The 24,526-nt window shown below is 65.4% G+C and carries 24 protein-coding genes; 18 read left to right on the forward strand and 6 right to left on the reverse strand.

Features of this window, described 5'->3' with window-relative positions:
• The first annotated feature begins 245 nt into the window (after window positions 1–245).
• The 3 genes from ACK41U_RS13540 to ACK41U_RS13550 are packed head-to-tail and all read left to right on the forward strand — an operon-like array spanning window position 246 to window position 2,803.
• Entirely contained in the window at window positions 246–1,253 is a 1,008-nt protein-coding gene (locus tag ACK41U_RS13540; protein ID WP_409681164.1) for an ABC transporter substrate-binding protein, read from the forward strand.
• 3 nt (window positions 1,254–1,256) lie between these two features.
• Window positions 1,257–2,045: an ABC transporter ATP-binding protein gene (locus ACK41U_RS13545; protein WP_409681166.1), complete on the forward strand. Its 789-nt coding sequence runs from the start codon at window positions 1,257–1,259 to the stop codon at window positions 2,043–2,045.
• The gene (locus ACK41U_RS13550) at window positions 2,045–2,803 is read left to right on the forward strand and encodes an ABC transporter permease (RefSeq protein WP_409681168.1); all 759 of its coding nucleotides are present in this window, start codon (window positions 2,045–2,047) and stop codon (window positions 2,801–2,803) included. Before ACK41U_RS13545 ends, ACK41U_RS13550 begins: the two co-directional genes overlap by 1 nt.
• Here ACK41U_RS13550 and ACK41U_RS13555 read toward each other — a convergent pair.
• From ACK41U_RS13555 to ACK41U_RS13570, 4 genes are all read right to left on the reverse strand, one after another.
• Window positions 2,800–3,204 carry a type II toxin-antitoxin system VapC family toxin gene (locus tag ACK41U_RS13555; RefSeq protein ID WP_409681170.1) on the reverse strand — a complete coding sequence of 135 codons (405 nt, stop codon included), beginning with the start codon at window positions 3,202–3,204 and terminating at the stop codon, window positions 2,800–2,802. The two genes, ACK41U_RS13550 and ACK41U_RS13555, sit on opposite strands and share 4 nt — an antisense overlap.
• On the reverse strand, window positions 3,204–3,452 hold the full coding sequence (locus tag ACK41U_RS13560) for a type II toxin-antitoxin system Phd/YefM family antitoxin (RefSeq protein WP_409681171.1): 249 nt from the start codon (window positions 3,450–3,452) through the stop codon (window positions 3,204–3,206). Before ACK41U_RS13560 ends, ACK41U_RS13555 begins: the two co-directional genes overlap by 1 nt.
• A gap of 145 nt (window positions 3,453–3,597) precedes the next feature.
• Complete coding sequence (gene rhaI / locus ACK41U_RS13565) at window positions 3,598–4,872, reverse strand: L-rhamnose catabolism isomerase (protein WP_409681173.1); 1,275 nt, start codon at window positions 4,870–4,872, stop codon at window positions 3,598–3,600.
• Between the two features lie 3 nt (window positions 4,873–4,875).
• Window positions 4,876–6,975, reverse strand: coding sequence for a bifunctional rhamnulose-1-phosphate aldolase/short-chain dehydrogenase (locus ACK41U_RS13570; protein ID WP_409681175.1), 2,100 nt, complete (start codon window positions 6,973–6,975; stop codon window positions 4,876–4,878).
• Between the two features lie 185 nt (window positions 6,976–7,160).
• Here ACK41U_RS13570 and ACK41U_RS13575 point away from each other — a divergent pair, with 185 nt between their 5' ends.
• The 7 genes from ACK41U_RS13575 to ACK41U_RS13605 all read left to right on the forward strand — a co-directional run bounded on the left by ACK41U_RS13575 (window position 7,161) and on the right by ACK41U_RS13605 (window position 14,195).
• Window positions 7,161–7,976: a DeoR/GlpR family DNA-binding transcription regulator gene (locus tag ACK41U_RS13575; protein ID WP_409681176.1), complete on the forward strand. Its 816-nt coding sequence runs from the start codon at window positions 7,161–7,163 to the stop codon at window positions 7,974–7,976.
• A gap of 33 nt (window positions 7,977–8,009) precedes the next feature.
• The gene (gene rhaS / locus ACK41U_RS13580; protein WP_409681178.1) at window positions 8,010–8,999 is read left to right on the forward strand and encodes a rhamnose ABC transporter substrate-binding protein; all 990 of its coding nucleotides are present in this window, start codon (window positions 8,010–8,012) and stop codon (window positions 8,997–8,999) included.
• 61 nt (window positions 9,000–9,060) lie between these two features.
• Window positions 9,061–10,566, forward strand: a complete 1,506-nt coding sequence (locus ACK41U_RS13585) for a sugar ABC transporter ATP-binding protein (protein ID WP_409681180.1) — start codon at window positions 9,061–9,063, stop codon at window positions 10,564–10,566.
• The gene (locus tag ACK41U_RS13590; RefSeq protein WP_409681182.1) at window positions 10,563–11,531 is read left to right on the forward strand and encodes an ABC transporter permease; all 969 of its coding nucleotides are present in this window, start codon (window positions 10,563–10,565) and stop codon (window positions 11,529–11,531) included. Before ACK41U_RS13585 ends, ACK41U_RS13590 begins: the two co-directional genes overlap by 4 nt.
• The gene (locus ACK41U_RS13595) at window positions 11,528–12,520 is read left to right on the forward strand and encodes an ABC transporter permease (protein ID WP_409681184.1); all 993 of its coding nucleotides are present in this window, start codon (window positions 11,528–11,530) and stop codon (window positions 12,518–12,520) included. The genes ACK41U_RS13590 and ACK41U_RS13595 overlap by 4 nt, the downstream gene beginning before the upstream one ends.
• On the forward strand, window positions 12,520–12,834 hold the full coding sequence (gene rhaM / locus ACK41U_RS13600; protein WP_409681185.1) for an L-rhamnose mutarotase: 315 nt from the start codon (window positions 12,520–12,522) through the stop codon (window positions 12,832–12,834). Before ACK41U_RS13595 ends, rhaM begins: the two co-directional genes overlap by 1 nt.
• On the forward strand, window positions 12,831–14,195 hold the full coding sequence (locus ACK41U_RS13605; RefSeq protein ID WP_409681187.1) for an FGGY-family carbohydrate kinase: 1,365 nt from the start codon (window positions 12,831–12,833) through the stop codon (window positions 14,193–14,195). Before rhaM ends, ACK41U_RS13605 begins: the two co-directional genes overlap by 4 nt.
• Before the next feature lie 2 nt (window positions 14,196–14,197).
• Here ACK41U_RS13605 and kdgR read toward each other — a convergent pair whose 3' ends face one another.
• A complete protein-coding gene (gene kdgR, locus ACK41U_RS13610) occupies window positions 14,198–14,980 on the reverse strand; it encodes a DNA-binding transcriptional regulator KdgR (protein WP_409681189.1) in 783 nt (260 codons plus the stop codon).
• Window positions 14,981–15,158: 178 nt separating this feature from the next.
• Between kdgR and ACK41U_RS13615 the strand changes: the two genes are divergently transcribed.
• The 4 genes from ACK41U_RS13615 to ACK41U_RS13630 are packed head-to-tail and all read left to right on the forward strand — an operon-like array spanning window position 15,159 to window position 19,091.
• Window positions 15,159–16,277 carry a glycoside hydrolase family 105 protein gene (locus ACK41U_RS13615; protein ID WP_409681191.1) on the forward strand — a complete coding sequence of 373 codons (1,119 nt, stop codon included), beginning with the start codon at window positions 15,159–15,161 and terminating at the stop codon, window positions 16,275–16,277.
• 30 nt (window positions 16,278–16,307) lie between these two features.
• A complete protein-coding gene (locus tag ACK41U_RS13620; RefSeq protein ID WP_409681193.1) occupies window positions 16,308–17,276 on the forward strand; it encodes a TRAP transporter substrate-binding protein in 969 nt (322 codons plus the stop codon).
• Window positions 17,273–17,788 (forward strand): TRAP transporter small permease, encoded by a 516-nt coding sequence (locus ACK41U_RS13625; RefSeq protein ID WP_409681195.1) that lies wholly within the window; start codon window positions 17,273–17,275, stop codon window positions 17,786–17,788. Before ACK41U_RS13620 ends, ACK41U_RS13625 begins: the two co-directional genes overlap by 4 nt.
• A gap of 4 nt (window positions 17,789–17,792) precedes the next feature.
• A complete protein-coding gene (locus ACK41U_RS13630) occupies window positions 17,793–19,091 on the forward strand; it encodes a TRAP transporter large permease (RefSeq protein ID WP_409681197.1) in 1,299 nt (432 codons plus the stop codon).
• Here the strand turns inward: ACK41U_RS13630 and ACK41U_RS13635 are convergent.
• Window positions 19,043–20,113 (reverse strand): LacI family DNA-binding transcriptional regulator, encoded by a 1,071-nt coding sequence (locus ACK41U_RS13635; RefSeq protein WP_409681199.1) that lies wholly within the window; start codon window positions 20,111–20,113, stop codon window positions 19,043–19,045. The two genes, ACK41U_RS13630 and ACK41U_RS13635, sit on opposite strands and share 49 nt — an antisense overlap.
• A 183-nt stretch (window positions 20,114–20,296) precedes the next feature.
• Between ACK41U_RS13635 and ACK41U_RS13640 the strand changes: the two genes are divergently transcribed.
• The 4 genes from ACK41U_RS13640 to ACK41U_RS13655 all read left to right on the forward strand — a co-directional run bounded on the left by ACK41U_RS13640 (window position 20,297) and on the right by ACK41U_RS13655 (window position 24,524).
• Entirely contained in the window at window positions 20,297–21,535 is a 1,239-nt protein-coding gene (locus tag ACK41U_RS13640; protein WP_409681201.1) for an ABC transporter substrate-binding protein, read from the forward strand.
• 74 nt (window positions 21,536–21,609) lie between these two features.
• A complete protein-coding gene (locus ACK41U_RS13645; RefSeq protein WP_409681202.1) occupies window positions 21,610–22,503 on the forward strand; it encodes a carbohydrate ABC transporter permease in 894 nt (297 codons plus the stop codon).
• Window positions 22,496–23,413, forward strand: a complete 918-nt coding sequence (locus ACK41U_RS13650; protein ID WP_409681204.1) for a carbohydrate ABC transporter permease — start codon at window positions 22,496–22,498, stop codon at window positions 23,411–23,413. The genes ACK41U_RS13645 and ACK41U_RS13650 overlap by 8 nt, the downstream gene beginning before the upstream one ends.
• Window positions 23,414–23,417: 4 nt before the next feature.
• Window positions 23,418–24,524 carry an ABC transporter ATP-binding protein gene (locus ACK41U_RS13655; protein WP_409681206.1) on the forward strand — a complete coding sequence of 369 codons (1,107 nt, stop codon included), beginning with the start codon at window positions 23,418–23,420 and terminating at the stop codon, window positions 24,522–24,524.
• Window positions 24,525–24,526: the final 2 nt, after the last annotated feature.

The following is a 24,526-nucleotide window of genomic DNA, read 5'->3' on the forward strand; positions in this document are numbered from 1 at the left end:
AAACCGCACAAGGTCATCATAACGGCGGTCGCCCGGAAACTGGTCAACCTGGCTAACGCCCTGTGTAAAAGCCGTCAGAAATGGACGCCTTCGACCGCGTGAGGGATACAGTTGCTAGGCTATCTGCCTGTCTTTTGCGCAAACATGGCGGCAGGCGCCGGGATCGGGTGGTCCAGTGCTTGACGCTGCCGCCGCCCGCTGCACAACATAGCGGCAGCATCCCCTTACCGGAAAGTCGCCGCGCCATGTTTCACCGCCCGCTGGTCACCCTCGCCGCCACCCTGCTGACAAGCGGCGCGGCCCTTGCCGACACCGCGATGCCCTTCGCGCTGGACTGGCGTTTCGAAGGCCCCGCCGCGCCCTATTTCGTGGCCGTGGATCAGGGCCATTTCGAGGCCGAGGGGCTGACGATCGAGGTGACGGCGGGCGAGGGCTCGCTGGATGCGATCCCCAAGGTGGCGACGGGCGCATTCCCGGTGGGCTTTGCCGACATCAACAGCCTCGTGCGGTTTCTGGACCAGAACCCCGGCGCGCCGGTGATTGCGGCGATGATGGTCTATGACAAGCCCGCCTTCGCCGTGATCGGGCGCAAGTCGCTGGGGGTCGAGGCACCCGCCGATCTGATGGGCAAGGTGCTGGGTGCGCCGCCGCCCGATGGCGCATGGGCGCAGTTCCCGATCTTTGCCGCCGAGAATGATCTGGACATGGATCAGATTACCATCGAACCCGTGGGTTTCCCGACGCGCGAGCCGATGCTGGCCGAGGGGAAGGTGGCCGCCGTCACCGGCTTTTCGTTCACCTCGTATCTGAACACCAAGCGGCTGGGGGTCGAGGGCGACGACATCTCGGTCCTGCTGATGGCCGATTATGGTGTGGACCTGTATGGCAATGCGGTGATCGTGAACACCGACTTTGCCGAGGCCAACCCCGAGGCCGTGACCGGCTTTCTGCGCGCCGTCGCGAAAGGCTGGAAGGACACCGCCGCCGATCCCGAGGCCGCTGTGGCCGCTCTGGCCAGCCGCAATCCCGGCATGGACGCCGAGCTGGAACTGGAGCGTCTGACGCTGGCGATGCAGGACAATGTGATGACCGATTGGGTCATGGAAAACGGCATGGGCAATATCGACGCGGACCGCATGGCCAATGCGGTCGAGCAGATCAAGCTGACCTATGAATTCCAGAACGACCCCGATCCGGCACTGTATTTCAGTGACGCATGGCTGCCCGAGGATGGCAGCCTGATGATGCAGTAAGCCGTGACCAACACGGTCGAGATCCGGCATGTCACCCATGCCTACCGGACCCCGCATGGCCCGCTGCCGGTGCTGCGCGACCTGTCGCTGGCCATCCCCACGGGCGCGTTCTGCGCGGTCGTGGGGCCGTCGGGCTGCGGCAAATCCACGCTGACACGGCTGATCGCGGGGCTGATGAAGCCCGATCAGGGCGAGGTGTTTCTGCATGGCGAACCCGTGCGCGGGCCGCGCCGCACGGTGGGCATGGCGTTCCAGAACCCGGTGCTGCTGGAATGGCGATCCATCCTCGACAATGTGATCCTGCCGCTTGAAATCGTGGCCCCCCGCATGCCGCGCCGCGACCGAGAGGCCCGCGCCCGCGAATTGCTGGCTCTGGTGGGCCTGGAGGGGTTCGAGGCCAAGCGCCCGTCCGAACTGTCGGGCGGCATGCGGCAGCGCGCGTCGCTGTGCCGCGCCATCGTGCACAAGCCCGAGGTGCTGATTCTGGACGAGCCCTTTGGCGCGCTGGATGCCTTCACGCGCGAGGATCTGTGGCAGACCATGCACGCCCTGCGCCGTCAGGAACCCTTCACCACGCTGCTGATCACCCATGATCTGCGCGAATCGATCTTTCTGGCCGATGAGGTGGTCGTGCTGTCGGGCCGCCCGGCCACGGCGCAGTATCGCATGAACGTGCCCGGCGGCACGGGCCGCACGCTGGACGATCTGTATACGCCCGAGGCGGCGGAACGTCTGAACCTGCTGCGCCACCAGATCCAGATTGCCCAAGGGCGCGCCGAGGTAGCTGCCTGATGCTGAAGAAAATCGCCGTGCCGCTGGCCGCCATCGCGCTGTTCCTGATGTTCTGGGAGTTTCTGGTCTGGTTCAACGGCTGGCCCCGCTATCGCATGGCCGCGCCCTCGGACCTGCCGCCCGCCTATTGGCGGTTCCGCTGGCTGTTTCTGGAAATGGGCTGGCAGACGCTGTGGCGGACCGTGGCCGGTCTGGTGCTGGCGGTGATCTTTGGCACCGCGCTTGGCGTGGTCATGGGGTTCTCGCGCACCATGCGCGATGCGCTCTATCCGCTGCTGGTGGGGTTCAACGCCATCCCCAAGGCAACGGTCGTGCCCATCGTGGCGCTGATGTTCGTGGGCCAGCATGATTTCAACACGGTGCTGATCGCCTTCATGATCAGCTTTTTCCCGATCGCCGTGTCGGTCGCCATCGGGCTGTCGACGCTGGAGCCGGAATATCGCGACATCCTGCGATCGCTTGGCGCCTCGAAGCTGACGATCTTCTGGAAGATCGCGCTGCCCAAGACCCTGCCCGAATTCTTTGGCGCGCTGAAGGTCGCGGTGACGCTGGCCTTTATCGGCACCAATCTGATGGAGATCGTGTCCCCGCACGGGCGCGGCCTTGGCGCGCTGTTCGACAGCGGGCGCACGAATTCGGATTACCCGCTGATGTTCGCGGTTCTGATCGCCTTGGCGTTTCTGGGGATCGTTCTCTATTACATCGTGGTGGCGCTGGAGAAGATCTTTGCCGGATGGGCCGACCGCAGCCCAAGCTAGGCGAAGGGGTTCTCCAGCCGCGCGCCCGTCGGTTCGAAATCCGTTATATTTCCGGTCACTACGGTCGCATCCTGACAAAGTGCTGTAGCTGCGATCATCAGATCGGCGCCGTCATGGCCGATGCGCTGGCTCAGCTGCCCCCAGACCCGCGCCTCGGCCGCGCCGAAGGGCAGCAGCCGGTCGGCAAACAGCAGCAGCGTCCGGTCCAGCCATGCGCGCAGATCGGCGGCAAGGCCCGGATTGCGCGCCTGTTGCTGGCCGATGCCACGCTCGATCTCGCCCAGGGTGATGACGGACAGGTAAAGCTGCGCCTCGGGTTTGCCCGCCAGCCAGGCCGCGACCTGCGGCGCCCGGTCGGGCCTGCGCACCGCCGAGATGACATTCGTGTCCAGCAGATACATCAGAACTGCACGTCGCGGGGGCGGGCGCGCATCCGGTCGGGATCGGCGGCGGGGCCGGGAAAGGCCAGCAGATGGCTGGCAAAACTTTCGCGGCTGTGACGGGCATCGGTCAGGATGCGGTTGTAATCCGCGACCGACAGCACGACCACGGCGGGCTTGCCGCGGCGCGTGACCTCTTGCGGCTGACCGGCAAGGGCGGCGTCAACCACGGCACTGAAACGGTTCTTGGCGTCCTGAAGGGTCCACATGGCTTCACCTGTCTAGCTATCTGGCTAGATATAGGTGCTGGGCGTGAGGGTGGCAACCGTGTTGAACGGAAAGCCGCCCCGCCCCCCATCGAGGGGGGCGGGGCGGCTGCGGGGCCCCCGGACCCCCGCGCGCATCCCGCTGATGTCAGACGATGCCGCCACCGCCGCCCGCACTGACCGGACGGCTGGCCGCGACCCTCGCCCGCCAGCCCGAGGCACGATAGGCCGCGACCGGATCAATGGCCGCGCCCTTGCGCAGACGGGCCATCTGCAGGATCGGATCGACATCCGTGCGGAAGGCGGCGCGCAGGGTGGCCGCGGCCATCAGCGCGTCATTGCCCTCGCGGAACCCGTCCAGCGCGGTGCGGTCCACCAGCGACGCCTGCACAAAGGCCCGCTGAATCTCGCAGGCCGAGATCATCAGGCTTTCGATCGGGTCGGTCACATTATGGCTCTGGTCGATCATATGCGACAGGTCGAGGCCGGGCGTATCCTCCAGCTCGACCAGCTCGTTGAAGACCAGGAACAGGCGGAATGGCTCGATCGTGCCCGCGTCCAGATCGTCATCGCCATATTTGCTGTCGTTGAAATGGAACCCGCCCAGCTTGCCCGCGCGGATCAACCGCGCCACGATCATCTCGATATTCACATTGGGCGCGTGGTGGCCCAGATCGACCAGACATTGCGCCTTGGGGCCCAGCTCCTGCGCGATCATCAGGCTGGTGCCCCAGTCCTGCACCACGGTCGAATAGAACGCGGGCTCATAGATCTTGTGTTCGCTGAACAGCCGCCAGTCGTCGGGCAGGCCGGCATAGACCTGACCCATCGCGTCAAGATAGCGGTCGAACTGGCGGCTGAGCGAGGTCTGGCCGGGAAAGTTCGAGCCATCGCCGATCCAGACCGTCAGGGCCTTCGAGCCAATGGCGCGCCCGATCTCGATACATTCCAGATTATGCTCGACCGCCTGCGCACGCGTCGCGGCATCGGTATGCGACAGTGAACCGTATTTATAGCTATGCGCCTGATACGGTTGATCCTGAAAGGTATTCGAGTTCATGGCATCAAAGCCAAGCCCCGCAGCCTCGGCCTTTTCCAGCAGCAAAGCCGGGTCGGTCTTGTCCCACGGGATATGCAGGCTGACCTTGGGCGTGGCGGCGGTCAGCTGGTGGATCACGCCGCAATCGTCCAGCTTGTCCATGATACCGGCAGGCTCACCCGCGCCGGGGAAACGCGCGAACCGCGTGCCGCCGGTGCCGGTGCCCCAGCTGGGGATCGCCACGCCAAAGCCCATGGCGCGGGTGGTCAGGGCTTCGATGTCCACGCCCCGGCGCGCAAGCCGCGCACCCAGGGCATCGTAATCGGCGGCCAGATCGGACTGGCGGGCGGCATTTTCCGCCTCGATGGTGCTTTTGTCGATCATGGCTTACCTCGTGAACGCCTGAACGTTGCCCGCATCCACATTCAGGATATTGCCGGTCGATTTGGCCGACAGATCGGAGGCAAAGAAATACGCGCCCTCGGCAATATCCTCGGGCAGGACGGAGCGTTTCAGCATGGACCGCTGGCGATACATTTCTTCCAGACCGCCCTTGTCGGTGCCATAGGTCGAGGCGCGCTGGTCCAGCCATTCGCCTTCCCAGATGCGCGAGCCGCGCAGCACCGCGTCGGGATTGACCACATTGACGCGGATACCACCCTCGGCGCCTTCCAGCGCCAGACAGCGGGCCAGATGGATCTCGGCGGCCTTGGCGGTGCAATAGGCGCTGGCATTGGGGCTGGCGGCCAGACCGTTCTTCGAGGCCACAAAGATCACCGCGCCGCCAATGTCCTGCGCGCGGAAGGTCTTGAACGCCTCGCGGGACACCAGAAAATAGCCGGTGGACAGGATGTCCATGTTCTTGTTCCACAGCGCCAGCGAGGTCTCCTCGATCGGCGCCGACGATGCGATGCCGGCATTCGAGACCAGAATGTCGATGCCGCCGAACTCGACCGCCATGGCGGCATAGGCAGCGGCCACCTGCGCCTCGCTGGTGACGTTCATCTGCACGCCGCGCACCACATCCGCGCCAAAGCTGGCGGCCAGACCGTCCTGCGCGGTCTTCAGCGCGGCCTCGTCAATATCGGCCAGCATGACGCAGGCGCCTTCGCGCAGGAAGCGTTCCGCGGTCGCAGCCCCGATGCCGCCCGCGCCGCCGGTGACCAGCGCCACCCGGCCCGCCAGCGATTTGGGTTTCGGCATGCGCTGCAGCTTCGCCTCTTCCAGCAGCCAGTATTCGATATCAAAGGCTTCCTGCTCGGGCAGGCCCTGATAGGTGCTGACCGCGCTGGCGCCGCGCATCACATTGATTGCATTGACATAAAATTCAGCGGACACACGGGCCGTCGCCTTGTCCAGCGCGAAGGTGATCATGCCGACGCCGGGGATCAGATAGACCACCGCGTTCGGGTCGCGAAGCGCCGGGCTGTCGGGCTTTTTGCAGCGGTCATAATAGGCGGCGTAATCGTCGCGGTAATCGGACACGGCCTGCGGCAGCGCGGCTAGCGTCGCGTCCAGATCGGGTTTCGCGGGGTCGAAATCGACCAGCAGCGGGCGGATCTTGGTGCGCAGGAAATGGTCGGGGCATGAGGTGCCCATGGGCGCCAGGGTCTCCAGCATGGCCGAGCCGACAAAGTCCAGCACGGCGGGTTGGTCGTCGAAATGGCCGACCTTGTGGCGGTCCTTGGAAATCAGGCCGCGGATCACCGGCATCAGGCGTGCGGCGACGTCACGGCGCTGATCCGCATCCAGCGTCGGGCGGGCGGTGCCGCCAAAGGCGGGGGCGGTGCTGCGCTCTTCCAGCCAGGCGGCGGCCTTGTTGATGATTTCCAGCGTGGTCAGATAGCAGTCCTTTGCATCATCGGCCCAGGTAAACAGCCCATGGCTTTCCAGCACCGCGCCGCGCATGCCCGGATTCTCGACCGCCAGCTTTTCCAGCCACAATCCAAGCTCGTAGCCCGGCTTCTTCCACGGCAGCCAGCCGATATCGTCGCCGAAAATCTCGGTCGTCAGGTCGCGCGAATTCACCGAAGCCGCAATGGCGATGATCGCGTCGGAATGGACGTGATCGACGTGCTTTTTGGGAACATAGGCGTGCAGCGGCGTGTCGATGCTGGCCGCGCGCGGGTTCAACGCGAAGGTGCAATGGGGCAGGTAGGCCACCATTTCATCCTCGTGTTCCAGCCCGCGATACTTGCCTTTAAGTGCCCTCAGCTTGTCCATGTAGAGCGTTGAAAACCCGTCCATCTTCATCGAGCCGATGTCGCCGCCCGAGCCCTTGACCCACAGCACCTCGACCTGCTCTCCGGTCAGGGGGTCGAGTTCCATCACCTTGGCTGAGGTGTTGCCGCCGCCGTAATTCGTCACCCGCTTGTCCGAACCCAGCAGGTTCGAGCGATAGAGCAGCTTTTCCGATTCGCTCATCGACGCGGCTGTCGCGTCATTCCACAGGTTTTCCAGCCGGTTGGCCGATTTCGTCATGGTCATAGGATGGCTCCCTTCTGGCGGCCCCTCGCCGCGCGTTCCCATTGGCGATACACCGTGAGAGCGGTTTCGGTCAATCATATTCAATCAGTTTCGATCATTGTGCAGGTGCAGAAAGACCTGATCGCGCAATAATGATTGACAATGATCGGAACTGAGCGGAAGCTGCAAACAGGGAAGGGGAGACCATGCTGGAAACCGAACGCCATCGCATCATTTTGTCTGCTGTGCAGGAACGGCCCGTGGTGACGGTGGCCGATCTGTGCGCGCTGACCAATGCCTCCGAGGCGACGGTGCGCCGTGACATCGCGCAGCTGCATCTTGCCAAGAAGCTGCGCCGGGTGCGCGGCGGGGCCGAGGCGACCCATCCGCCGCAATTTGTCGGCATCAACGCGCGGCCCTTTGCCGTGAACCAGACAATCAATATCGCGCAGAAACGCGCAATCGCCCAAGCCGCCGTCGATCTGTGCGAGGATGGCGATGCGATCATCATCAATGGCGGCACGACGACGTTTCAGATGGTGCACCCGCTGACCACCAAGCGGCTGCAGGTCTTTACCAACAGCTTTCCGATTGCCGAACATCTGCTGAAGCAGTCGAAGAACACCGTGCTGCTGCCGGCGGGCGCGATCTATCGCGAACAGAACATCATCCTGTCGCCCTTTGACGAGGATGGCAGCAATCATTTCTACGCGCGCCGCATGTTCATGGGCTGCCGGGGGCTGGGTCCCCTGGGCCTGATGGAGGGCGACCCGCTGCTGGTACAGGCCGAGCAAAAGCTGATCGGTCAGGCCGATGAACTGGTCGTGCTGGCCGACAGTTCGAAATTCGCGCAGCGCTCCAGCCTGCTGCTCTGCCCGCTGTCGCGCATCCATGCCGTCATCACCGATGACGGGATCGACGACCGGGCGGCCGCGATGCTGGAGGCGGCAGACATTCACCTGATCGTGGCCCCCGTGACTGGTGCGGCCCGTCAGGACAAAAAGACACGCGCCGAGGAGTAGCGGCGCGGAACGACGCTTATCAGGGAGGAACAGATGAGCATTTCGAGGACACTTCTGACCACGGCCACGGCGCTTGCGCTGATGGCCGGTGCGGCGCAGGCCGAGACCATGCGCATCGCGCTGGTCGCCAAGGCGCTTGGCATCGGCTTTTTCGAGGCCGCCAACAAGGGCGCCGAAGAGGCCGCAGCCGAGCTGGGCGATGTCGAGATCATCTATACCGGCCCGACCGACACCACCGCCGAGGGCCAGATCGAGGTGATCAACAGCCTGATCGCGCAGCGCGTCGATGCCATCGCGGTCAGCGCCAATGACACCGACGCGCTGGCCCCCACGCTGAAACGCGCCATGGATCGCGGCATCACCGTCATCAGCTGGGACAGCGGCGTGGCGCCCGAAGGCCGGGCGATGCACCTGAACCCGTCCTCGGCGCCGCTGATCGGCAATACGATCATCAAGCTGGCCGCCGATCACCTGCCCGAGGGCGGCGATGTGGCGGTGCTGTCGGCCACCACCACCTCGACCAACCAGAACATCTGGATCGAGGAAATGACCAAGGTGATGGGCGATTATCCCGGCATCAATGTCGTGGCGACGGTCTATGGCGACGATCTGGCCGATAAATCCTATCGCGAGGCGCAGGGGCTGATGCAAAGCCACCCCGATCTGCGCGCGATCATCGCGCCGACCAGCGTGGGGATCGTGGCCGCCGCGCAGGCCGTGACCGATGCGGGCAAGGTGGGTCAGGTCAATGTGACCGGGCTGGGCCTGCCCTCGGAAATGGCGGGGCATGTGAAGTCGGGCGCGTCGCAGTCTTTCGCGATCTGGAACCCGATTGATCTGGGCTATTCGGCCACGATGATCGCCTATCATCTGGCCAATGGCGATGCCGTGGCCGAGCCCGGCGCGACCATCCCGATCGGGCGCATGGGCGAGGTGACGCTGGACGAGAACACCGAGGCCGCGATGGCCGACCCGTTCACCTATGACGCCAGCAATATCGACGAGTTCAGCTCGATCTTCTGATCGCGGACCCTTGCCCCCGGTGCGCGGTTGCGTGCCGGGGTGCTTCAGCAGGATATGACCCATGCAGGCTGACCCCGTGCTGTCGCTTGACGGCATCGTCAAGACATTCCCCGGTGTCCGCGCGCTGGATGGTGTGCGGCTGAACCTCTATCCCGGTCAGGTCACCGCCCTGATCGGCGAGAATGGCGCCGGAAAATCAACCATCGTCAAGGTGTTGACCGGCATCTATCAGCCCGATGAGGGGCAGATCCTGATAGATGGCAACCCGGTGCGCTTTCCGACCGCGCAGGCGGCGGGGGCGGCGGGCGTCACCGCGATCCATCAGGAAACCGTCCTGTTCGACGAGATGACCGTGGCCGAGAACATCTTTATCGGCCATGCGCCCCGCACGCGCCTTGGCCTGATCGACCGTCGCGCCATGCGGGCGCGGGCGCGCGACATTCTGCGCAGCATCGGCGCCGATCTGGACCCGGGCGTGCGGCTGCGCGATCTGGGGATCGCCAGCAAGCATCTGGTGGCCATCGCCCGCGCCCTGTCGGTCGATGCCCGCGTGGTGATCATGGACGAGCCCACCGCCGCCCTGTCGCACAAGGAAATCGCCGAGCTGTACGAGCTGGTCGACAAGCTGCGCGCGCAGGGCAAGGCGATCCTGTTCATCAGCCACAAGTTCGACGAGATATTTCGCATCAGTGATCGCTGGACCGTGTTCCGCGACGGTGCCTTTGTGGGCGAAGGGGCGATGGCGGATGTGACCGAGGGCCAGCTGGTGCAGATGATGGTCGGCCGCAGCGTCGATCAGATCTATCCCAAGCGCCCCGCACAGATCGGCCCGCCGGTGCTGACGGTGGCCGGATATTGCCATCCGACCGAATATGAAGACATCACCTTTACCCTGCATCAGGGCGAAATCCTTGGCTTTTACGGCCTTGTCGGCGCCGGCCGGTCCGAGGTGATGCAGGCTTTGTTCGGCATCAGCCAGCCCGCAAAAGGCGCCTGCCGGATCGAGGGCGACGTGCGCGTCATCCGCTCGACCGCGCAGGCGGTGGCGGCGGGGATCGTCTATGTCCCCGAGGATCGCGGCCGTCAGGGCGCGGTCAAGGGGCTGCCGATCTTTCAGAACGTCACGCTGCCCTCGCTGGCGCGCACCAGCCGCGCGGGCTTTCTGCGGCTGGCCGAGGAATTCAAGCTGGCCCGCGACTATACGCAGCGGCTGGACCTGCGCGCGGCCAGTCTGGATCAGGACATCGGGTTGCTGTCGGGCGGCAACCAGCAAAAGGTGGTCATCGCCAAATGGCTGGCCACCCAGCCCCGCATCATCATTCTGGACGAGCCGACCAAGGGCATCGACATCGGCTCCAAGGCCGCCGTGCATGACTTCATGTCGGAACTGGCCGCGCAGGGGCTGGCCGTCATCATGGTCAGCAGCGAAATCCCCGAGGTTCTGGGCATGTCCGACCGCATCATCGTCATGCGCGAGGGCCGCATCGCGGGCGAATTCGCAGGCCCCCAGATGACGCCCGAAAACCTGATCCGCGCCGCCGTGGGCATCGAAAGGGCCGCCGCATGACCCTGTTGAAATCGCGTGAGATCATCCTTGCCGGGGTGATCGTGCTGCTGCTGGCCGCCATTGCCAGCCGCTTTCCCGGCTTTGTCGCGCCGGCCAATCTGGCGCGCGTCTTTACCGACACCTCGCCGCTGATCCTGCTGGCACTGGGGCAGATGGCGGTGATCCTGACGAAATGTATCGACCTGTCGGTGGCGGCCAATCTGGCGCTGTGCGGCATGGTCGCGGCGCTGCTGGACGGGATGGGCGTGCCGATGCCGCTGATCCTGCTGGTGGTGATCGTGCTGGGCGCGGGTCTGGGGGCGATCAACGGGGTGCTGGTCTGGACGCTTGGCATTCCGTCCATCGTGGTGACGCTTGGCACCATGACCATCTATCGCGGCTCGATCTTTCTGCTGACCGAGGGGGCGTGGATCAACGCTCATCAGATGAGCGCCACGTTCAAGGCCGTGCCCCGCCAGATGATCCTGGGCCTGCCGGTCATGGCCTGGATCGCCATCGCGGCCATTGCGGCGGTCGGGGTGCTGATGACGCGCACGCCGCTTGGACGCGCCTTTTATGCGGTGGGCGGCAATCCGCATGCGGCGGTCTATACCGGTCTGTCGGTCGGGCGCACGCAATTCGCGGGTTTTGTGCTGGCGGGGGCGCTGGCCGGGCTGACCGGCTATCTGTGGGTCGCGCGCTATGCGGTGGCCTATGTCGACATCGCGCGCGGGTTCGAGCTGGACGTGGTCGCCGCCTGCGTCATCGGCGGCATCGCCATCGCGGGTGGGGCGGGCACGGTGGCGGGCGCGGTCATGGGGGCGCTGTTTCTGGGCATCATCAAGAACGCGCTGCCGGTGGTGGGCATCTCGCCCTTCTGGCAGATGGCAATTTCCGGCGCGGCCATTCTGGCCGCCATCGCCTTTAACGCCCGCAGACGCGATCCGGGACGCATCATCCTGAAACGGGCCGAGGTGCGGACATGACCCATCAACCGCAATCCGGGCGCATGATCCCCGACCGTCTGACCAGCCCCGCATCCCGCGCGCTGAAAAGCTGGGAATCGCTGCTGGCCGTGGTGGCGATCACCGTTTTCCTTTTGAACGCATGGGCCTCGCCCTATTTCCTCGATCCGTGGAACCTGTCGGACGCGACGTTCAACTTTACCGAAAAGGCGATGATCGCCTTTGCCATGGCGCTGCTGATCGTGGCGGGGGACATCGACCTGTCGGTGGGCGCCATTGTCGCCCTTGCCTCGACCGCGATGGGTATCGCGATGAGCATGGGCGCGCCGACCCCGGTTCTGGTCGCGGTGGGGCTGGCCACGGGGCTGGCCTGCGGGGCCTTCAACGGCGTGCTGGTCGCCCGCTTTGGTCTGCCCTCAATCGTGGTCACTATCGGCACGATGAGCCTGTTCCGGGGCATCAGCTATATCCTGCTGGGGGACGGCGCGTTTACCGGCTATCCCTCCGGTTTCGCGTGGTTCGGGCAGGGCTATGTCGTCTGGGTGATCACGGTCGAACTGGTGATTTTTGCGATCTCGGCGCTGGTCTTTGGCGTGCTGCTGCACCGCACCAGCTTTGGCCGCACCGTTTACGCCATCGGCAACAACGCCACCGCCGCGCGGTTTTCCGGCATCCGCGTCGACCGGGTGCGCTTTATCCTGTTCCTGCTGACCGGGCTGATGAGCGGGATCGCCGCGATCTGCCTGACCTCGCGGCTGGGGTCCACCCGCCCCTCGATCGCCTCGGGGTTCGAGCTGGAGGTCGTCACCATCGTTGTGCTGGGCGGGGTCAGCATTCTGGGCGGGTCGGGGACGATCCCCGGCGTGGTGCTGGCGGCCTTCGTGCTGGGGCTGGTGACCTTCGGGCTGGGCCTGCTGAACGTGCCGGGCATCGTGATGTCGATCGTCGTGGGCCTGCTGTTGATCGGGGTCATCGCCGTGCCCCGCCTGATTTCCAAACTGAGGACATAATGCAGAAATACGCCTTTCGCATGACCCTGAATCCGGGCATGGCCGATGAATACCGCCGCCGCCACGACGCGATCTGGCCCGAACTGGCCACCCTGCTGCGCGAGGCGGGCGTGCAGGATTACTCGATCCATCTGGACGAGGCGTCGGGCGCGCTGTTCGCCACCCTGTGGCGGCGCGACGATCACGGCATGGACGATCTGCCCGACCATCCGGTCATGCGCCGCTGGTGGGCGCATATGGCCGATGTCATGGAAACCCATCCCGATGGCGAACCCGTGGCCGTGCCGCTGACGCCGATGTTTCACCTGCCATGAGCCATATCGCCGTCATCGACATCGGCAAGACCAACGCGAAACTGGCGCTGGTCGATGGGGCAACCCTGTCCGAGATCGCCGTTGTGACCCGCCCCAACCGCCCCCTGCCGGGCCCGCCCTGGCCGCATGTGGATCTGGAGGGGCACTGGCAGTTCTTTCTGACCCATCTGGCCGCGTTCCACGACATCCACGGGGTCGACGCGATTTCCGTGACCACCCATGGCGCGGCGGCGGTGCTGCTGGAGGCAGACGGGCAGGTCGCCGTGCCGATGCTGGATTACGAGCATGGCGGCCCCGACACGCTGGCGGACCAGTATGACGCGCTGCGCCCGGATTTCGCGCAGACCGGATCGCCGCGCCTGCCGGTGGGGCTGAACCTTGGCGCGCAGCTGCACTGGCTGCTGCAGGCGCAGCCGGGTCTGCGCGACCGGCTGGCCCATGTCGTGACCTATCCGCAATACTGGGGCTTTCGCCTGACCGGGGAACTGGCCAGCGATGTGACCTCGCTTGGCTGCCATACCGATCTGTGGCAGCCCTATGAGGGGCGGTTTTCACCGCTGGTTCAGGCGCTTGACCTGACCGGCCGCATCGCGCCCGCGCGCCGCGCGAACGAGGTTCTGGGCGGGCTGACGCCCGAGGTGGCCGCCGTGACGGGCATTCCGCAGGGCACGCCCGTCGCGGTCGGCATCCATGACAGCAACGCCTCGCTTTACCCGCATCTGCTGGGGCGGCAGGGGGCGTTTGCGGTCGTCTCGACCGGAACATGGGTGGTGGCGATGGCGATGGGGGGGCGCGCGGTCGCGCCCGATCCGGCGCGCGATGTGCTGGTGAACGTCAATGCGTTGGGCCAGCCCGTGCCCTCGGCCCGCTTCATGGGCGGGCGCGAGTTCGAACTGATCCGCGCGGGCCACACCGCCCGGCCCGATGCCGCTGACCGCAAGGCGGTGCTGGACCGCGCGCTGATGATCCTGCCCGCGGTCGAGCCGGGCTCGGGGCCGTTTCAGGGCCGCGCGATGGCATGGACCGCCCGGCCCCGCAGCGAGGGTCAGCGGATGGTGGCGCTGTCGTGGTATCTGGCGCTGATGACGCAGACCTGCCTTGATCTGGTCGGTGCCGAAGGCCCCGCCATCATCGAGGGGCCGTTTGCGCGCAATCCCGATTTTCTGGACATGCTGGCCGCGCTGCGCCCCGGCGGGGTCGAGACGGCGACATCGGCCACCGGCACCAGCGTCGGCGCCGCGCTGCTGTGCCTGCCCGACTCCACGCCGCCCGCGACGACGACATGGCCCCCCAACGATCATACGCCCGGTCATGTGGACAGGCTGCGCGCCTATGCGCGGGCCTGGCAGGACCGCGTCTGATGTCAGCTGTAACCAAGCGCGCCCGAGGCCGCCCGTCCGGCCTCGAGCAGCAGGCGCACATATTCGGGCTTGCGCGATTCGTCGAAACGCACCAGCGGAAAGGCAATGCTGATCGCCGCCGCCGACCGGCCCGCGTGATCCATCACCGGCACCGCCATGCAACGCACGCCGGCCTCGGATTCCTCGACCTCTTCGGCATAGCCGCGGGCACGGATGGCGGCCAGTTCGGCGCGCAGCAGATCGCGGTCGGTGATGGTGCGGGGCGCCAGCTTGGTCAGCTCCATCGCCGACAGACGCTCGGCGATCTCGGCATCGTCGCGGAATGCCAGCAAGGCCTTGCCAAGCGAGGTGGAATGCAGCGGGTTGCGCTTGCCAAGTGTGGACTGCATCGACAGGCTGTAGGCGCTGTCATATTTGTGGATATAGGCGACGCGCTGGTCGAAATCGTCCATCACCCCCAGATTGATCGACTCGCCCGTGGCCCGCGACAGGCGGCCCATTTCGCGGTCGCAGGCCGCCAGCAGATCCTGCTGGCCGCGCAGCACACGGGCGCCCAGGCCGAACAGTTTCAGCGTCAGCCCGTATTTCTCGGTCTCGGCCTCCTGCTCGACATAGCCCAGATCGACCATCGTCTGCAGCAGCCGGTGGGCGGTGGTCTTGGCGGTCATGGCGCGCTGCGCAATATCGGCCAGACTGGCGCGGCGGTCCTGCGCCAGCGATTCGAGAACGGCGAACACCTTGAGAACAGCGGCGGCATTCTCGGTCTTGTGCGGTTTCTGAGCCATGGTGCCATTCTTGAATTTTTGGAACTTCATTCTGAAAATTTGCGATGCATCTGTCAAGCAATCGTTTGGCCCTGCAATTATGGGCATACCTGACCGGCAGAAACCTGTTGATTTCTGAAACGGAGTATGGTTCCTTCATTTCCGGAACGACGTTCCGAAAATCGGAGGAGACCAGATCATGCACCCGCTGCTGCGCCAGAAAGACCGTTTCATTTCCCGCACCGAGGTGTCGGGCCTGATCGAGCGGCTGGCCGACAATCTCGTCAATATCACCGACGAGACGGGTGAGTTTCTGCTGCGGCTGGAAGATGGCCGCGTGATCGACACCAAGGGCTGGGCCGGTTGGGAATGGACCCATGGCATCGGCCTTTACGGGCTGCTGCAATACTGGCAGCTGACCGGCAGCGACAAGGCGATGGGTATCATCCGCGACTGGTTCGACGCCCGCCTGTCCGAGGGCACGCCGACCAAGAACATCAACACCGTCGCACCCTTTCTGACGCTGGCGCATCTGTATGAACGCGACCGCAACCCGATGTGGCTGCCCTATCTGGACGCCTGGGCCGAATGGGTCATGCACGAGATGCCGCGCACCCGCGAGGGCGGCTTGCAGCACATCGTCTATAACAGCGTGAACGACCAGCAGATGTGGGACGACACGCTGATGATGTCGGTCATGCCGCTGGCCAAGATCGGTCTGGTGCTGGACCGCCCGCATTATGTGGACGAGGCGAAATACCAGTTCCTGCTGCATGCGCAATATCTGGCCGACACGCAATCGGGCCTGTGGTTCCACGGCTGGACCTTTGACGGCGATCACAACTTTGCCCGCGCGCTCTGGGCGCGGGGCAACAGCTGGATCACCATCGTCATCCCCGAATTCATCGAATTGCTGAACCTGCCCGAGGGCGACCCGACGCGGCGCCATCTGCTGTCGCTGTTCAACCGTCAGGCACGCGCCCTGCGCGACACGCAGGATGACAGCGGGCTGTGGCACACGCTGCTGGATGACAAGGGCAGCTATCTGGAAACCTCGGCCACGGCCGGGTTCGCCTATGGCCTGCTGAAAGGCGTGCGCCGCCGTTATCTGCCCGCCGATTACGCCCCCGTGGCCGAACGCGCCATCAAGGCCGTGATCGACAATATCTCGCCCGAGGGTGAATTGCAGAACGTCTCGTTCGGCACCGCCATGGGCAGCGATCTCGATTACTACCGCCAGATCCCGCAGACCTCGATGCCCTACGGGCAGGCGATGGCGATGCTGGCGCTGGCTGAATATCTGCGCGGCTATATCTGACCGCGCACCAACCTTGGAGGAGGAGACAAGATGATCCGCAAGACCACAATGACCGCGATGGCACTGGTGCTGACCGCGGCCGCCGCACAGGCCGAGACGCTGCGTTTCGGCTATGCCCAGAACGCCACGCCCACCGTCGAGGCGATGCAGAAATTCGCCGAGCTGGTCGAGGAAAAGACCGGCGGCGAGGTCTCGGTGCAGTTCTTCCCCGATGGCCAGCTGGGCGGCGAACGCGAGATGGTCGAGATGGTGCAGGGCGGCGCGCTGGACGTGACCAAGGTGTCGGGCGGGCTGCTGGAAAGCTTCGCGCCGGTCTATGGCGTCTTCCCGATGCCCTATCTGTTCGACGATCAGGACCATTTCTACGCCGCCATGGATGACGCGGCGATCATGGACCCGGTCTATCAGTCCACCGCCGATCTGGGCTTTCTGGGCCTGACCTATTACAATTCGGGCGCGCGCAATTTCTATACCTCGAACAAGCCGGTGCAATCGGTCGAGGATCTGGCGGGCCTGAAAATCCGCGTGCTGCAAAGCCCGACCGCCATCCGCATGACCGAACTGCTGGGCGCCACGCCGGTCGCCATGGGGCAGGCCGAGGTCTATACCTCGCTGCAACAGGGCGTGCTGGACGGGGCCGAGAACAACGAATTCGCCCTGACCATCGCGCGCCATGCCGAGGTCGCCAAGCATTACAGCTATGACGGCCATACCCGCATCCCCGACATCCTGCTGATCGGCACCGCCACCATGGACCGCCTGTCCGAAGAGCACCGCACCGCCGTCACCGAGGCCGCAGCCGAATCGACCGCGTTCCACAAGACCGTCTGGGACGCCGCCGTCGAAGAGGCTGCCACCGAGGCCGCCGAGCGGTTCGACGTGCAGTTCTACGAGCCCGATCTGGCCCCCTTCCGCGACGCCGTGGCGCCGATGTATGATGAGCTGGACGAGGGCAACGCGGCCCTGGTCGAACAGATCCGCGCAGCCGGAGGCGCATGATGGACAGGCTGCGGCGCATTCTTGACCTGACCCTGGGCGGAGTGTGCTGCAGCCTTCTGACCCTGCTGGTGGCCGTGCTGTGCTGGCAGGTCATCAGCCGCTATGGCATGAACGCCCCCTCATCCGTGACCGAGGAAATCCTGCGCTATGGGGTGATCTGGTTGTCGCTGCTGGGGGCGGCCTATGCCACCGGCAAGGGCACGCATCTCAGCATCGACATGCTGGCCAGCCGCTTGCCGCATCGCGGCCGGATGTCGCTGGAGGCGCTGTCCTGCATCGCACTGGCGATTTTTGCGGCCATCGTGCTGATCGTGGGCGGGCTGCGGGGCGTCGAGATCGCGGCCCGCCAGACCAGCGCCGTGATGCGCATCCCGATGAGCTGGGTCTATCTGTCGCTGCCGGTCAGCGGCGTGCTGATGCTGATCTATGCCGCGCTGAACCTGATTGATGTTGCGCGCGGGCGTCAGCGCCAGTCGCCCCTGGACGAAGTGTCCCAACTGCCGGGAGAATGACGCCATGGCCGGACCCGCCAGCCTGATCCTGATTTCCGTCTTTGCCATCCTTGCGCTGCTGGGGATTCCGCTGGCCGTGGCGATCACCGCCGCCGCCATCGCCGCGCTGCTGCTGGTGCTGCCCTTTGACATGGCGCTGTTCACCTCGGCGCAGAAGATGCTGGCCAGCCTCGACAGTTTCACGCTGCTGGCGGTGCCGTTCTTCATCCTGTCGGGCGTCATCATGAATTCGGGCGGCATCGCCATCCGTCTGGTCGATTTCGCCCGGCTGATCGCGGGCCGCATCCCCGGTTCGCTGGCCCAGACCAATATCGCGGGCAACATGCTGTTCGGCGCGATCTCCGGGTCGGCCATCGCCGCCTCGACCTCGATCGGTGGCGTCATGGTGCCGATGCAAAAGCGCGAGGGCTATGATCCGGGCTTTGCGGCCGCCGTGAACATCGCCTCGGCGCCGACCGGTATGCTGATCCCGCCCTCGACCGCGTTCATCATCTATTCGCTGGTTGCCGGCGGCACCTCGATTGCGGCGCTGTTCATGGCGGGGGCCGTGGCGGGCGGGCTGTGGGGCCTTGGCATGATGATCCTGACCGGCATTATCGCCCATCGCCGCGGCTGGCCGGTGGCCCCGCGCACCACGCTGCGCGCAGCTCTGTGGGTGATCGCGCGCGCCATTCCCAGCCTGCTGCTGATCGTCTTCGTGATCGGCGGCATCATGCTGGGCATCGTCACCGCCGTCGAGGCCTCGGGCATCGCCGTCATCTACACTCTGCTGCTGGCCTTCGTGATCCACCGCACGGTGCCGCTGCGCGCGCTGCCCGAATTCCTGATCGAGACGGTGCAGATGACCGGCGCGATCATGTTGCTGCTGGCGGCCTCGGCGGCGCTGAGTTTCGCCATGGCCTTCACCGGCATTCCCGCCGCCGTCACCTCGGTCATCCTCGCGATTTCAGAGGATCCGATCATCGTGCTGCTGATCATCAACCTGCTGCTGCTGGTGATCGGCTGCTTCATGGATATGGGCCCGGCGATCCTGATATTCACGCCGATCCTGCTGCCGATCGCGCAGCAGGTGGGCATGGACCCGGTGCATTTCGGCGTGGTGATGATCTTCAACCTGGCCATCGGCACGATCACGCCGCCGGTGGGGACGGGGCTGTTCGTCGGCGCAGGCGTGGCCCGCGTGCGGGTCGAGACGGCCATTCGCGGCCTTGGCCCCTTCTACCTGCTGCTGGTGGGCATCCTGCTGCTGGTGACCTATATCCCGTCTTTGACGATGTGGCTGCCGCGCCAGTTCGGCCTGTAACCGCGCGCGGTCGCGCAGGCCCGGGTCGAGGCGCGGACCACCAGTTCGACCGGCAGCGTCGTCATCTGCTCATCCGCGCGGGCACCTGATCCCAGCCCCTCCAGCAGGCGGGCGGCGGCGGTGCGGCCCAGCTGGCGGCGGTCCTGCCGGATCGTGGTCAGCGGCGGCTGCGCATAGCCCGCCAGCGCAATATCGTCGAACCCCATCACCGACACGTCGCCCGGCACCGAAATCCCCATCCGCACCAGCGCCGCCGTGCAGCCGAATGCCAGCTGGTCCGAGCTGCACAGGATCGCCGTCGGGCGCGGCACCAGCTGCATCAGCCGTTCCGCCGCGCGAAAGCCGCCCTCGATGTCAAAGGTGCCGCCGTCGATGCAGGCGGGGCGCAGCAGCAGACCGGCCTCGGCCAGCGCCGCCTCGGTGCCATGGCGCCGCTCGCGGGTCAGGATATTGCCCTCGGGGCCGGTCAGCAGCGCGAAATCGCGGTGGCCCAGCTGCGTCAGGTGCTGCACCGCCATCGCCATGCCCGCGCGGTTGTCGCTGCGCACGGCGGGAAAGGCGTGCCCCTCGGGCCATTCGCAGGCAAAGACCACCCGGTCGCGCACGTCCCGTGCGCCCAGATCCGCCAGAATCCCGGCGGGAAGCGAGCCGTCCAGACAGATCAGCCCATCGGCCCGCGCCGCCTGCAGATGCGTGACCGGCGACTGACAGCGCGCCCGCTGGGACAGCGAATCGCTGACCAGCAGGTCGATCCCCGCCGTGGCAAGCGTGTCCTGAATGCCCGCGATAATCTCGGAAAAGAACGGGTTGCCCAGATTGGGCACCAGCGCCAGCACCGCATCGGCGCGCCGGACGCGCAGCGACCGGGCAAAGGAATTCACCCGGTAATCATGCTGCTGGACCACCGCCATGACCTGCGCGCGCGTCTCGGCTGACACGCGGTCGGGGTTGGACAATGTGCGGCTGACCGTCGCCGTCGAGACCCCCGCGAGCCGGGCGATGTCCTTGATTCCAATCGCCATTCAAATGTCCTTGGTGCTGTTCTCTGTGGTCTGTGTAAAGGATTACATTTATTGTTGACGCATTACAATCTGTGTGAGATGAATTGCATGGCAATCGTTTACATCTGCGAGTGGAGACGCGGATGGCGATCTGTCGCTGCCTGCCCGGACAGGGCAGGGCGGCCGTTTCAGGGAGGAATAAAAATGCACAATACCATGATGCGCCGCCTGCGGGCGGGCGCTGCGCTGACGCTGCTGCCGATGGGCGCCGCTGCCGCCGATCTGGAGGTGACGCATTGGTGGACCTCGGGCGGCGAGGCTGCCGCCGTGCAGGAACTGGCGCGGATCTTCGGGGAGCAGACCGACCACACATGGGTCGATGGCGCGATTGCCGGGTCGGGCGCCACCGCGCGCCCGATCATGATGTCGCGCATCATGGGCGGCGATCCGATGGGCGCCACCCAGTTCAATCACGGCCAGCAGGCGCAGGAGCTGGTCGAGGCGGGCATGATGCTGGACCTGACCGAAGTGGCTGAGCGCGGCAACTGGCGCGAGGTGATCAACCCGCAATCGCTGCTGGAGGCCTGCACCTTCGAGGGCCGCATCTATTGCGCGCCGGTGAACATCCATTCGCCGCAATGGATGTGGACCTCGCCCGCCGCCTTCGAGGCCGCAGGCGTCGCCCCCGCCACCACCTGGGAAGAGCTGAAAGCCGCCGCCCCCGCGCTGCGCGAGGCGGGCAAGCTGCCGCTGGCGCTGGGGATGCAGGGTTGGCAGCAGGGCGTGCTGTTCTACACGCTGGTCGCCGGTCTGGCGGGGCCGGAATTCTACATGCAGGCGTTCAGCACAGGCGACGAAGACACATTGCGCAGCGACCAGATGGCGCAGATCTTTCAGGAACTGGACGCCGCGCGCGACATGTCCTCGGGGGGGAACCTGTCGGAATGGAACCTCGCCACCGCCCGCATCATCGAGGGCGAGGCCGGCGCGCAGGTCATGGGCGACTGGGCGCAGGGCGAATTCGCGCTGGCCGGCAAGGTCGCGGGCGAGGATTACGACTGCATCATCGGGGTGGGCGGCGCGCCGGTCATCGCGACGGGGGGCGATGCGTTCTATTTCCCGCTGAACCGCGATGCGGGCGTGACCGAGGCGCAGCTGGCGCTGGCCGAGGTGATCGTCTCGCCCGAGGCGCAGGTGGCCTTCAACGCCGCCAAGGGCTCGTTGCCGGTGCGCGGCGACATTGATCTGGACGAGGTGAACGAATGCACCACGCGCGGTCTGGAAACGCTGGCGGCGGGCAACACCATCCTGTCGATCGACGAGGTGCTGCAGCCCGACTCGCGCGGCCAGATCGAGGATCTGATGTCCGAGTTCTTCGGATCCAGCATGGCACCCGCCGACGCGCATGAGCGTCTGGTCCAGATCATTCTGCGCGACAAGTGATGCCCAAGTGATCCCCCCTGCCGCCCGGTCATCGGGCCGGGCGGCCCTTTCCCTCTTCAGCAGGAGCGACCGACATGACCGGCCGTGACCGACCCTTGCGTCTTCTGCACAACTGGCCCGCCAAGCTGGCCGCCACCCCGATGATGCTGACCGCGCTGGTGATCTTTATCGGCTGTTCGGTCTGGACGGTTGTGTATTCCTTCACCAGTTCGCGCCTGCTGCCGCGGCTGGATTTCGTGGGGCTGGATCAGTACCGGCGCCTGTGGGACACGCCGCGCTGGCTGATCTCGGTCGAGAATCTGGCGATCTATGGCGTCACCGCGCTGGTCCTGACGCTGGTGATCGGCTTTCTGCTGGCCGTGCTGCTGGACCAGAAAATCCGGTTCGAGGACGGGTTCCGCACCATCATCCTGTTCCCCTACGCGCTCAGCTTCATCGTGACCGGGCTGGTCTGGCAATGGATCCTGAACCCCGATTTCGGCCTGCAGGGCATCGTGCGTGGCATGGGCTGGACCGGCTTTACCTTCGATCCGCTGAACAACCCCGATCTGGTGCTGATCGCGCTGCTGGCGGCGGGCATCTGGCAGGGCGCCGGGCTGACCACGGTGATCATGCTGGCGGGCCTGCGCGGCATTGACGAAGACATCTGGAAAGCCTCGCGCGTGGACGGCATCCCGGCGTGGAAGACCTATATTCTGGTGGTCATCCCGATGATGAAGCCGGTCTTTGCGACCTGCATCGTGCTGATCTCGGCGGGGATCATCAAGCTTTACGATCTGGTCGTGGCGCTGACCAATGGCGGGCCGGGCATCGCCTCGGAGGTGCCTGCGAAATACGTCTATGACTACATGTTCGCCAATCAGAATCTGGGGCAGGGCTTTGCCGCCTCGACCATGATGCTGGCCTCGGTGCTGGCGATCATCATCCCCTTTGCGCTGTTCAGAATGGGAAGGAAACGCCATGCGTGACCACGTCGCGGCGGCCGGGCCCCGCCTGCTGGACGGCCCCTCGGGCCTGCGCCCGACCCGCCGCCTGTCGCCCAACCGCATCATGGTTTACGGCGCGCTGATCATGGTGTCGGTCTATTATCTGCTGCCCCTGTGGGTGATGGTGGTCACCTCGCTGAAGGGCATGCCCGAGATCCGCATGGGCAATATCTTTGCCCCCCCGGTCGAGATCACCTTCGAGCCCTGGGTCAAGGCCTGGTCGCAGGCCTGCACCGGCCTGAACTGCGACGGGCTGTCGCGCGGCTTCTGGAACTCGATCCGCATTGTCGTGCCGGCCACGATCCTGTCGATCGGCGTGGCGGCGGTGAACGGCTATGCGCTGGTGAACTGGAAATTCCGCGGGTCCGAGGTGTTCTTTACCATCCTGATCTTCGGCGCCTTCATCCCCTATCAGGTGATGATCTATCCGCTGGTCATCATCCTGCGCGAGCTGGGGCTGATGGGCTCGGTCTGGGGGGTGGTCATGGTCCATGTCATCTTCGGCATGCCGATCATCACGCTGCTGTTCCGCAACTATTTCGCCTCGCTGCCGGAAGAGCTGTTCAAGGCCGCCCGCGTCGATGGCGCAGGCTTCTGGGGGATCTTCCTGCGGGTGCTGGTGCCGATGTCGCTGCCGATCTTTGCGGTGGGGGTCATCCTGCAGGTCACCGGCATCTGGAACGATTTTCTGTTCGGCGTCATCTACACGCGGCCCGACAGCTATCCGATGACGGTGCAGCTCAATAACATCGTGAACTCGGTGCAGGGGGTCAAGGAATACAACGTCAATATGGCGGCGACGCTGCTGACCGGGATCGTGCCCCTGACCATCTATTTCATCTCTGGCAAAATGTTCGTCCGCGGCATCGCCGCAGGCGCCGTGAAAGGCTGACATCATGGCACAACCACTGCAGGCCGCTTCCCCGCTGGACGGCATCTCTGTCTCGATCCGCGATCTGACCCTGTCCTATGGCGCCGTCGATGTGCTGCACGGGCTGAACCTCGACGTGCATGACGGCGAGTTTCTGGTGCTGCTGGGCGCCTCGGGCTGCGGCAAGTCCACATTGCTGAACTGCATCGCCGGGCTGCAGCCGCCGACCCAGGGGCAGGTGTTCATCTCGGGCCGGAACGTCACCTGGGCCGAACCGTCCGAGCGCGGCATCGGCATGGTGTTCCAGTCCTACGCGCTTTATCCGCAGATGAGCGTCGAGGGGAACCTGTCATTCGGGCTGAAGAACGCCCGCGTCCCGCGTGACGAAATCAAGCGGCGTATCGCGCGCGCCGCCGACACGCTGCAGCTGGGGCCGCTGCTGAAACGCAAGCCCGCCGCCCTGTCGGGCGGGCAGCGGCAGCGCGTGGCCATCGGCCGGGCACTGGTGCGCGACGTGGAGGTGTTCCTGTTCGATGAGCCCTTGTCGAACCTTGACGCGAAACTGCGCGCCGAATTGCGGGTGGAGCTGAAACGCCTGCATCAGAGCCTGCAGAACACGATGATCTACGTCACCCATGACCAGATCGAGGCGATGACTTTGGCCGACCGCATCGCCATCATGCGCGGCGGTCAGATCCAGCAGCTGGCCACGCCCGACGACATCTATCGCCGCCCGGCGAACCTCTATGTGGCGGGGTTCATCGGCTCTCCGCCGATGAACCTGCTGCCGGGGCGGCTGGAGGGCGGCATCTTTCGCGGTGCCCTGACCGCCGCCGTCGAGGGCTATGCCTTCACCGCGCCGCCGCGCGACGGCGACGTGCATCTGGGCATCCGCCCCGAACATGTCCGCACCGGCGCGGCGGCCGCCGGTCTGCCCATCCGCGCCGAGGTCATCGTCGATGTGGTCGAGCCGATGGGCGCCGACACCCTCGTCTGGACCCGCCTTGGCGAGACCGCATTCCGCGTCCGTATGGACGGCGAGGCCCGCATCCGCGCGGGCGACCGCCTGCCCATCGGCTTTGACCCCGCCAGCCTGTCGCTGTTTGACGCCGCCAGCGAGCTGCGCCTGTAATT

Source organism: Paracoccus sp. (in: a-proteobacteria) (genome assembly GCF_046289755.1).
Taxonomy (GTDB): Bacteria; Pseudomonadota; Alphaproteobacteria; order Rhodobacterales; family Rhodobacteraceae; genus Paracoccus.

Bases quoted from the DNA above. Each gene is read 5' to 3' on its own strand.
- ACK41U_RS13540 (WP_409681164.1), top strand. From the start codon at position 246: ATGTTTCACCGCCCGCTGGTCACCCTCGCCGCCACCCTGCTGACAAGC.
- ACK41U_RS13550 (WP_409681168.1), top strand. From the start codon at position 2,045: ATGCTGAAGAAAATCGCCGTGCCGCTGGCCGCCATCGCGCTGTTCCTG.
- ACK41U_RS13555 (WP_409681170.1), bottom strand. From the start codon at position 3,204: ATGTATCTGCTGGACACGAATGTCATCTCGGCGGTGCGCAGGCCCGAC.
- ACK41U_RS13560 (WP_409681171.1), bottom strand. From the start codon at position 3,452: ATGTGGACCCTTCAGGACGCCAAGAACCGTTTCAGTGCCGTGGTTGAC.
- rhaI (WP_409681173.1), bottom strand. From the start codon at position 4,872: ATGATCGACAAAAGCACCATCGAGGCGGAAAATGCCGCCCGCCAGTCC.
- ACK41U_RS13570 (WP_409681175.1), bottom strand. From the start codon at position 6,975: ATGACCATGACGAAATCGGCCAACCGGCTGGAAAACCTGTGGAATGAC.
- ACK41U_RS13575 (WP_409681176.1), top strand. From the start codon at position 7,161: ATGCTGGAAACCGAACGCCATCGCATCATTTTGTCTGCTGTGCAGGAA.
- rhaS (WP_409681178.1), top strand. From the start codon at position 8,010: ATGAGCATTTCGAGGACACTTCTGACCACGGCCACGGCGCTTGCGCTG.
- ACK41U_RS13585 (WP_409681180.1), top strand. From the start codon at position 9,061: ATGCAGGCTGACCCCGTGCTGTCGCTTGACGGCATCGTCAAGACATTC.
- ACK41U_RS13590 (WP_409681182.1), top strand. From the start codon at position 10,563: ATGACCCTGTTGAAATCGCGTGAGATCATCCTTGCCGGGGTGATCGTG.
- ACK41U_RS13595 (WP_409681184.1), top strand. From the start codon at position 11,528: ATGACCCATCAACCGCAATCCGGGCGCATGATCCCCGACCGTCTGACC.
- rhaM (WP_409681185.1), top strand. From the start codon at position 12,520: ATGCAGAAATACGCCTTTCGCATGACCCTGAATCCGGGCATGGCCGAT.
- ACK41U_RS13605 (WP_409681187.1), top strand. From the start codon at position 12,831: ATGAGCCATATCGCCGTCATCGACATCGGCAAGACCAACGCGAAACTG.
- kdgR (WP_409681189.1), bottom strand. From the start codon at position 14,980: ATGGCTCAGAAACCGCACAAGACCGAGAATGCCGCCGCTGTTCTCAAG.
- ACK41U_RS13615 (WP_409681191.1), top strand. From the start codon at position 15,159: ATGCACCCGCTGCTGCGCCAGAAAGACCGTTTCATTTCCCGCACCGAG.
- ACK41U_RS13620 (WP_409681193.1), top strand. From the start codon at position 16,308: ATGATCCGCAAGACCACAATGACCGCGATGGCACTGGTGCTGACCGCG.
- ACK41U_RS13625 (WP_409681195.1), top strand. From the start codon at position 17,273: ATGATGGACAGGCTGCGGCGCATTCTTGACCTGACCCTGGGCGGAGTG.
- ACK41U_RS13630 (WP_409681197.1), top strand. From the start codon at position 17,793: ATGGCCGGACCCGCCAGCCTGATCCTGATTTCCGTCTTTGCCATCCTT.
- ACK41U_RS13635 (WP_409681199.1), bottom strand. From the start codon at position 20,113: ATGGCGATTGGAATCAAGGACATCGCCCGGCTCGCGGGGGTCTCGACG.
- ACK41U_RS13640 (WP_409681201.1), top strand. From the start codon at position 20,297: ATGCACAATACCATGATGCGCCGCCTGCGGGCGGGCGCTGCGCTGACG.
- ACK41U_RS13645 (WP_409681202.1), top strand. From the start codon at position 21,610: ATGACCGGCCGTGACCGACCCTTGCGTCTTCTGCACAACTGGCCCGCC.
- ACK41U_RS13650 (WP_409681204.1), top strand. From the start codon at position 22,496: ATGCGTGACCACGTCGCGGCGGCCGGGCCCCGCCTGCTGGACGGCCCC.
- ACK41U_RS13655 (WP_409681206.1), top strand. From the start codon at position 23,418: ATGGCACAACCACTGCAGGCCGCTTCCCCGCTGGACGGCATCTCTGTC.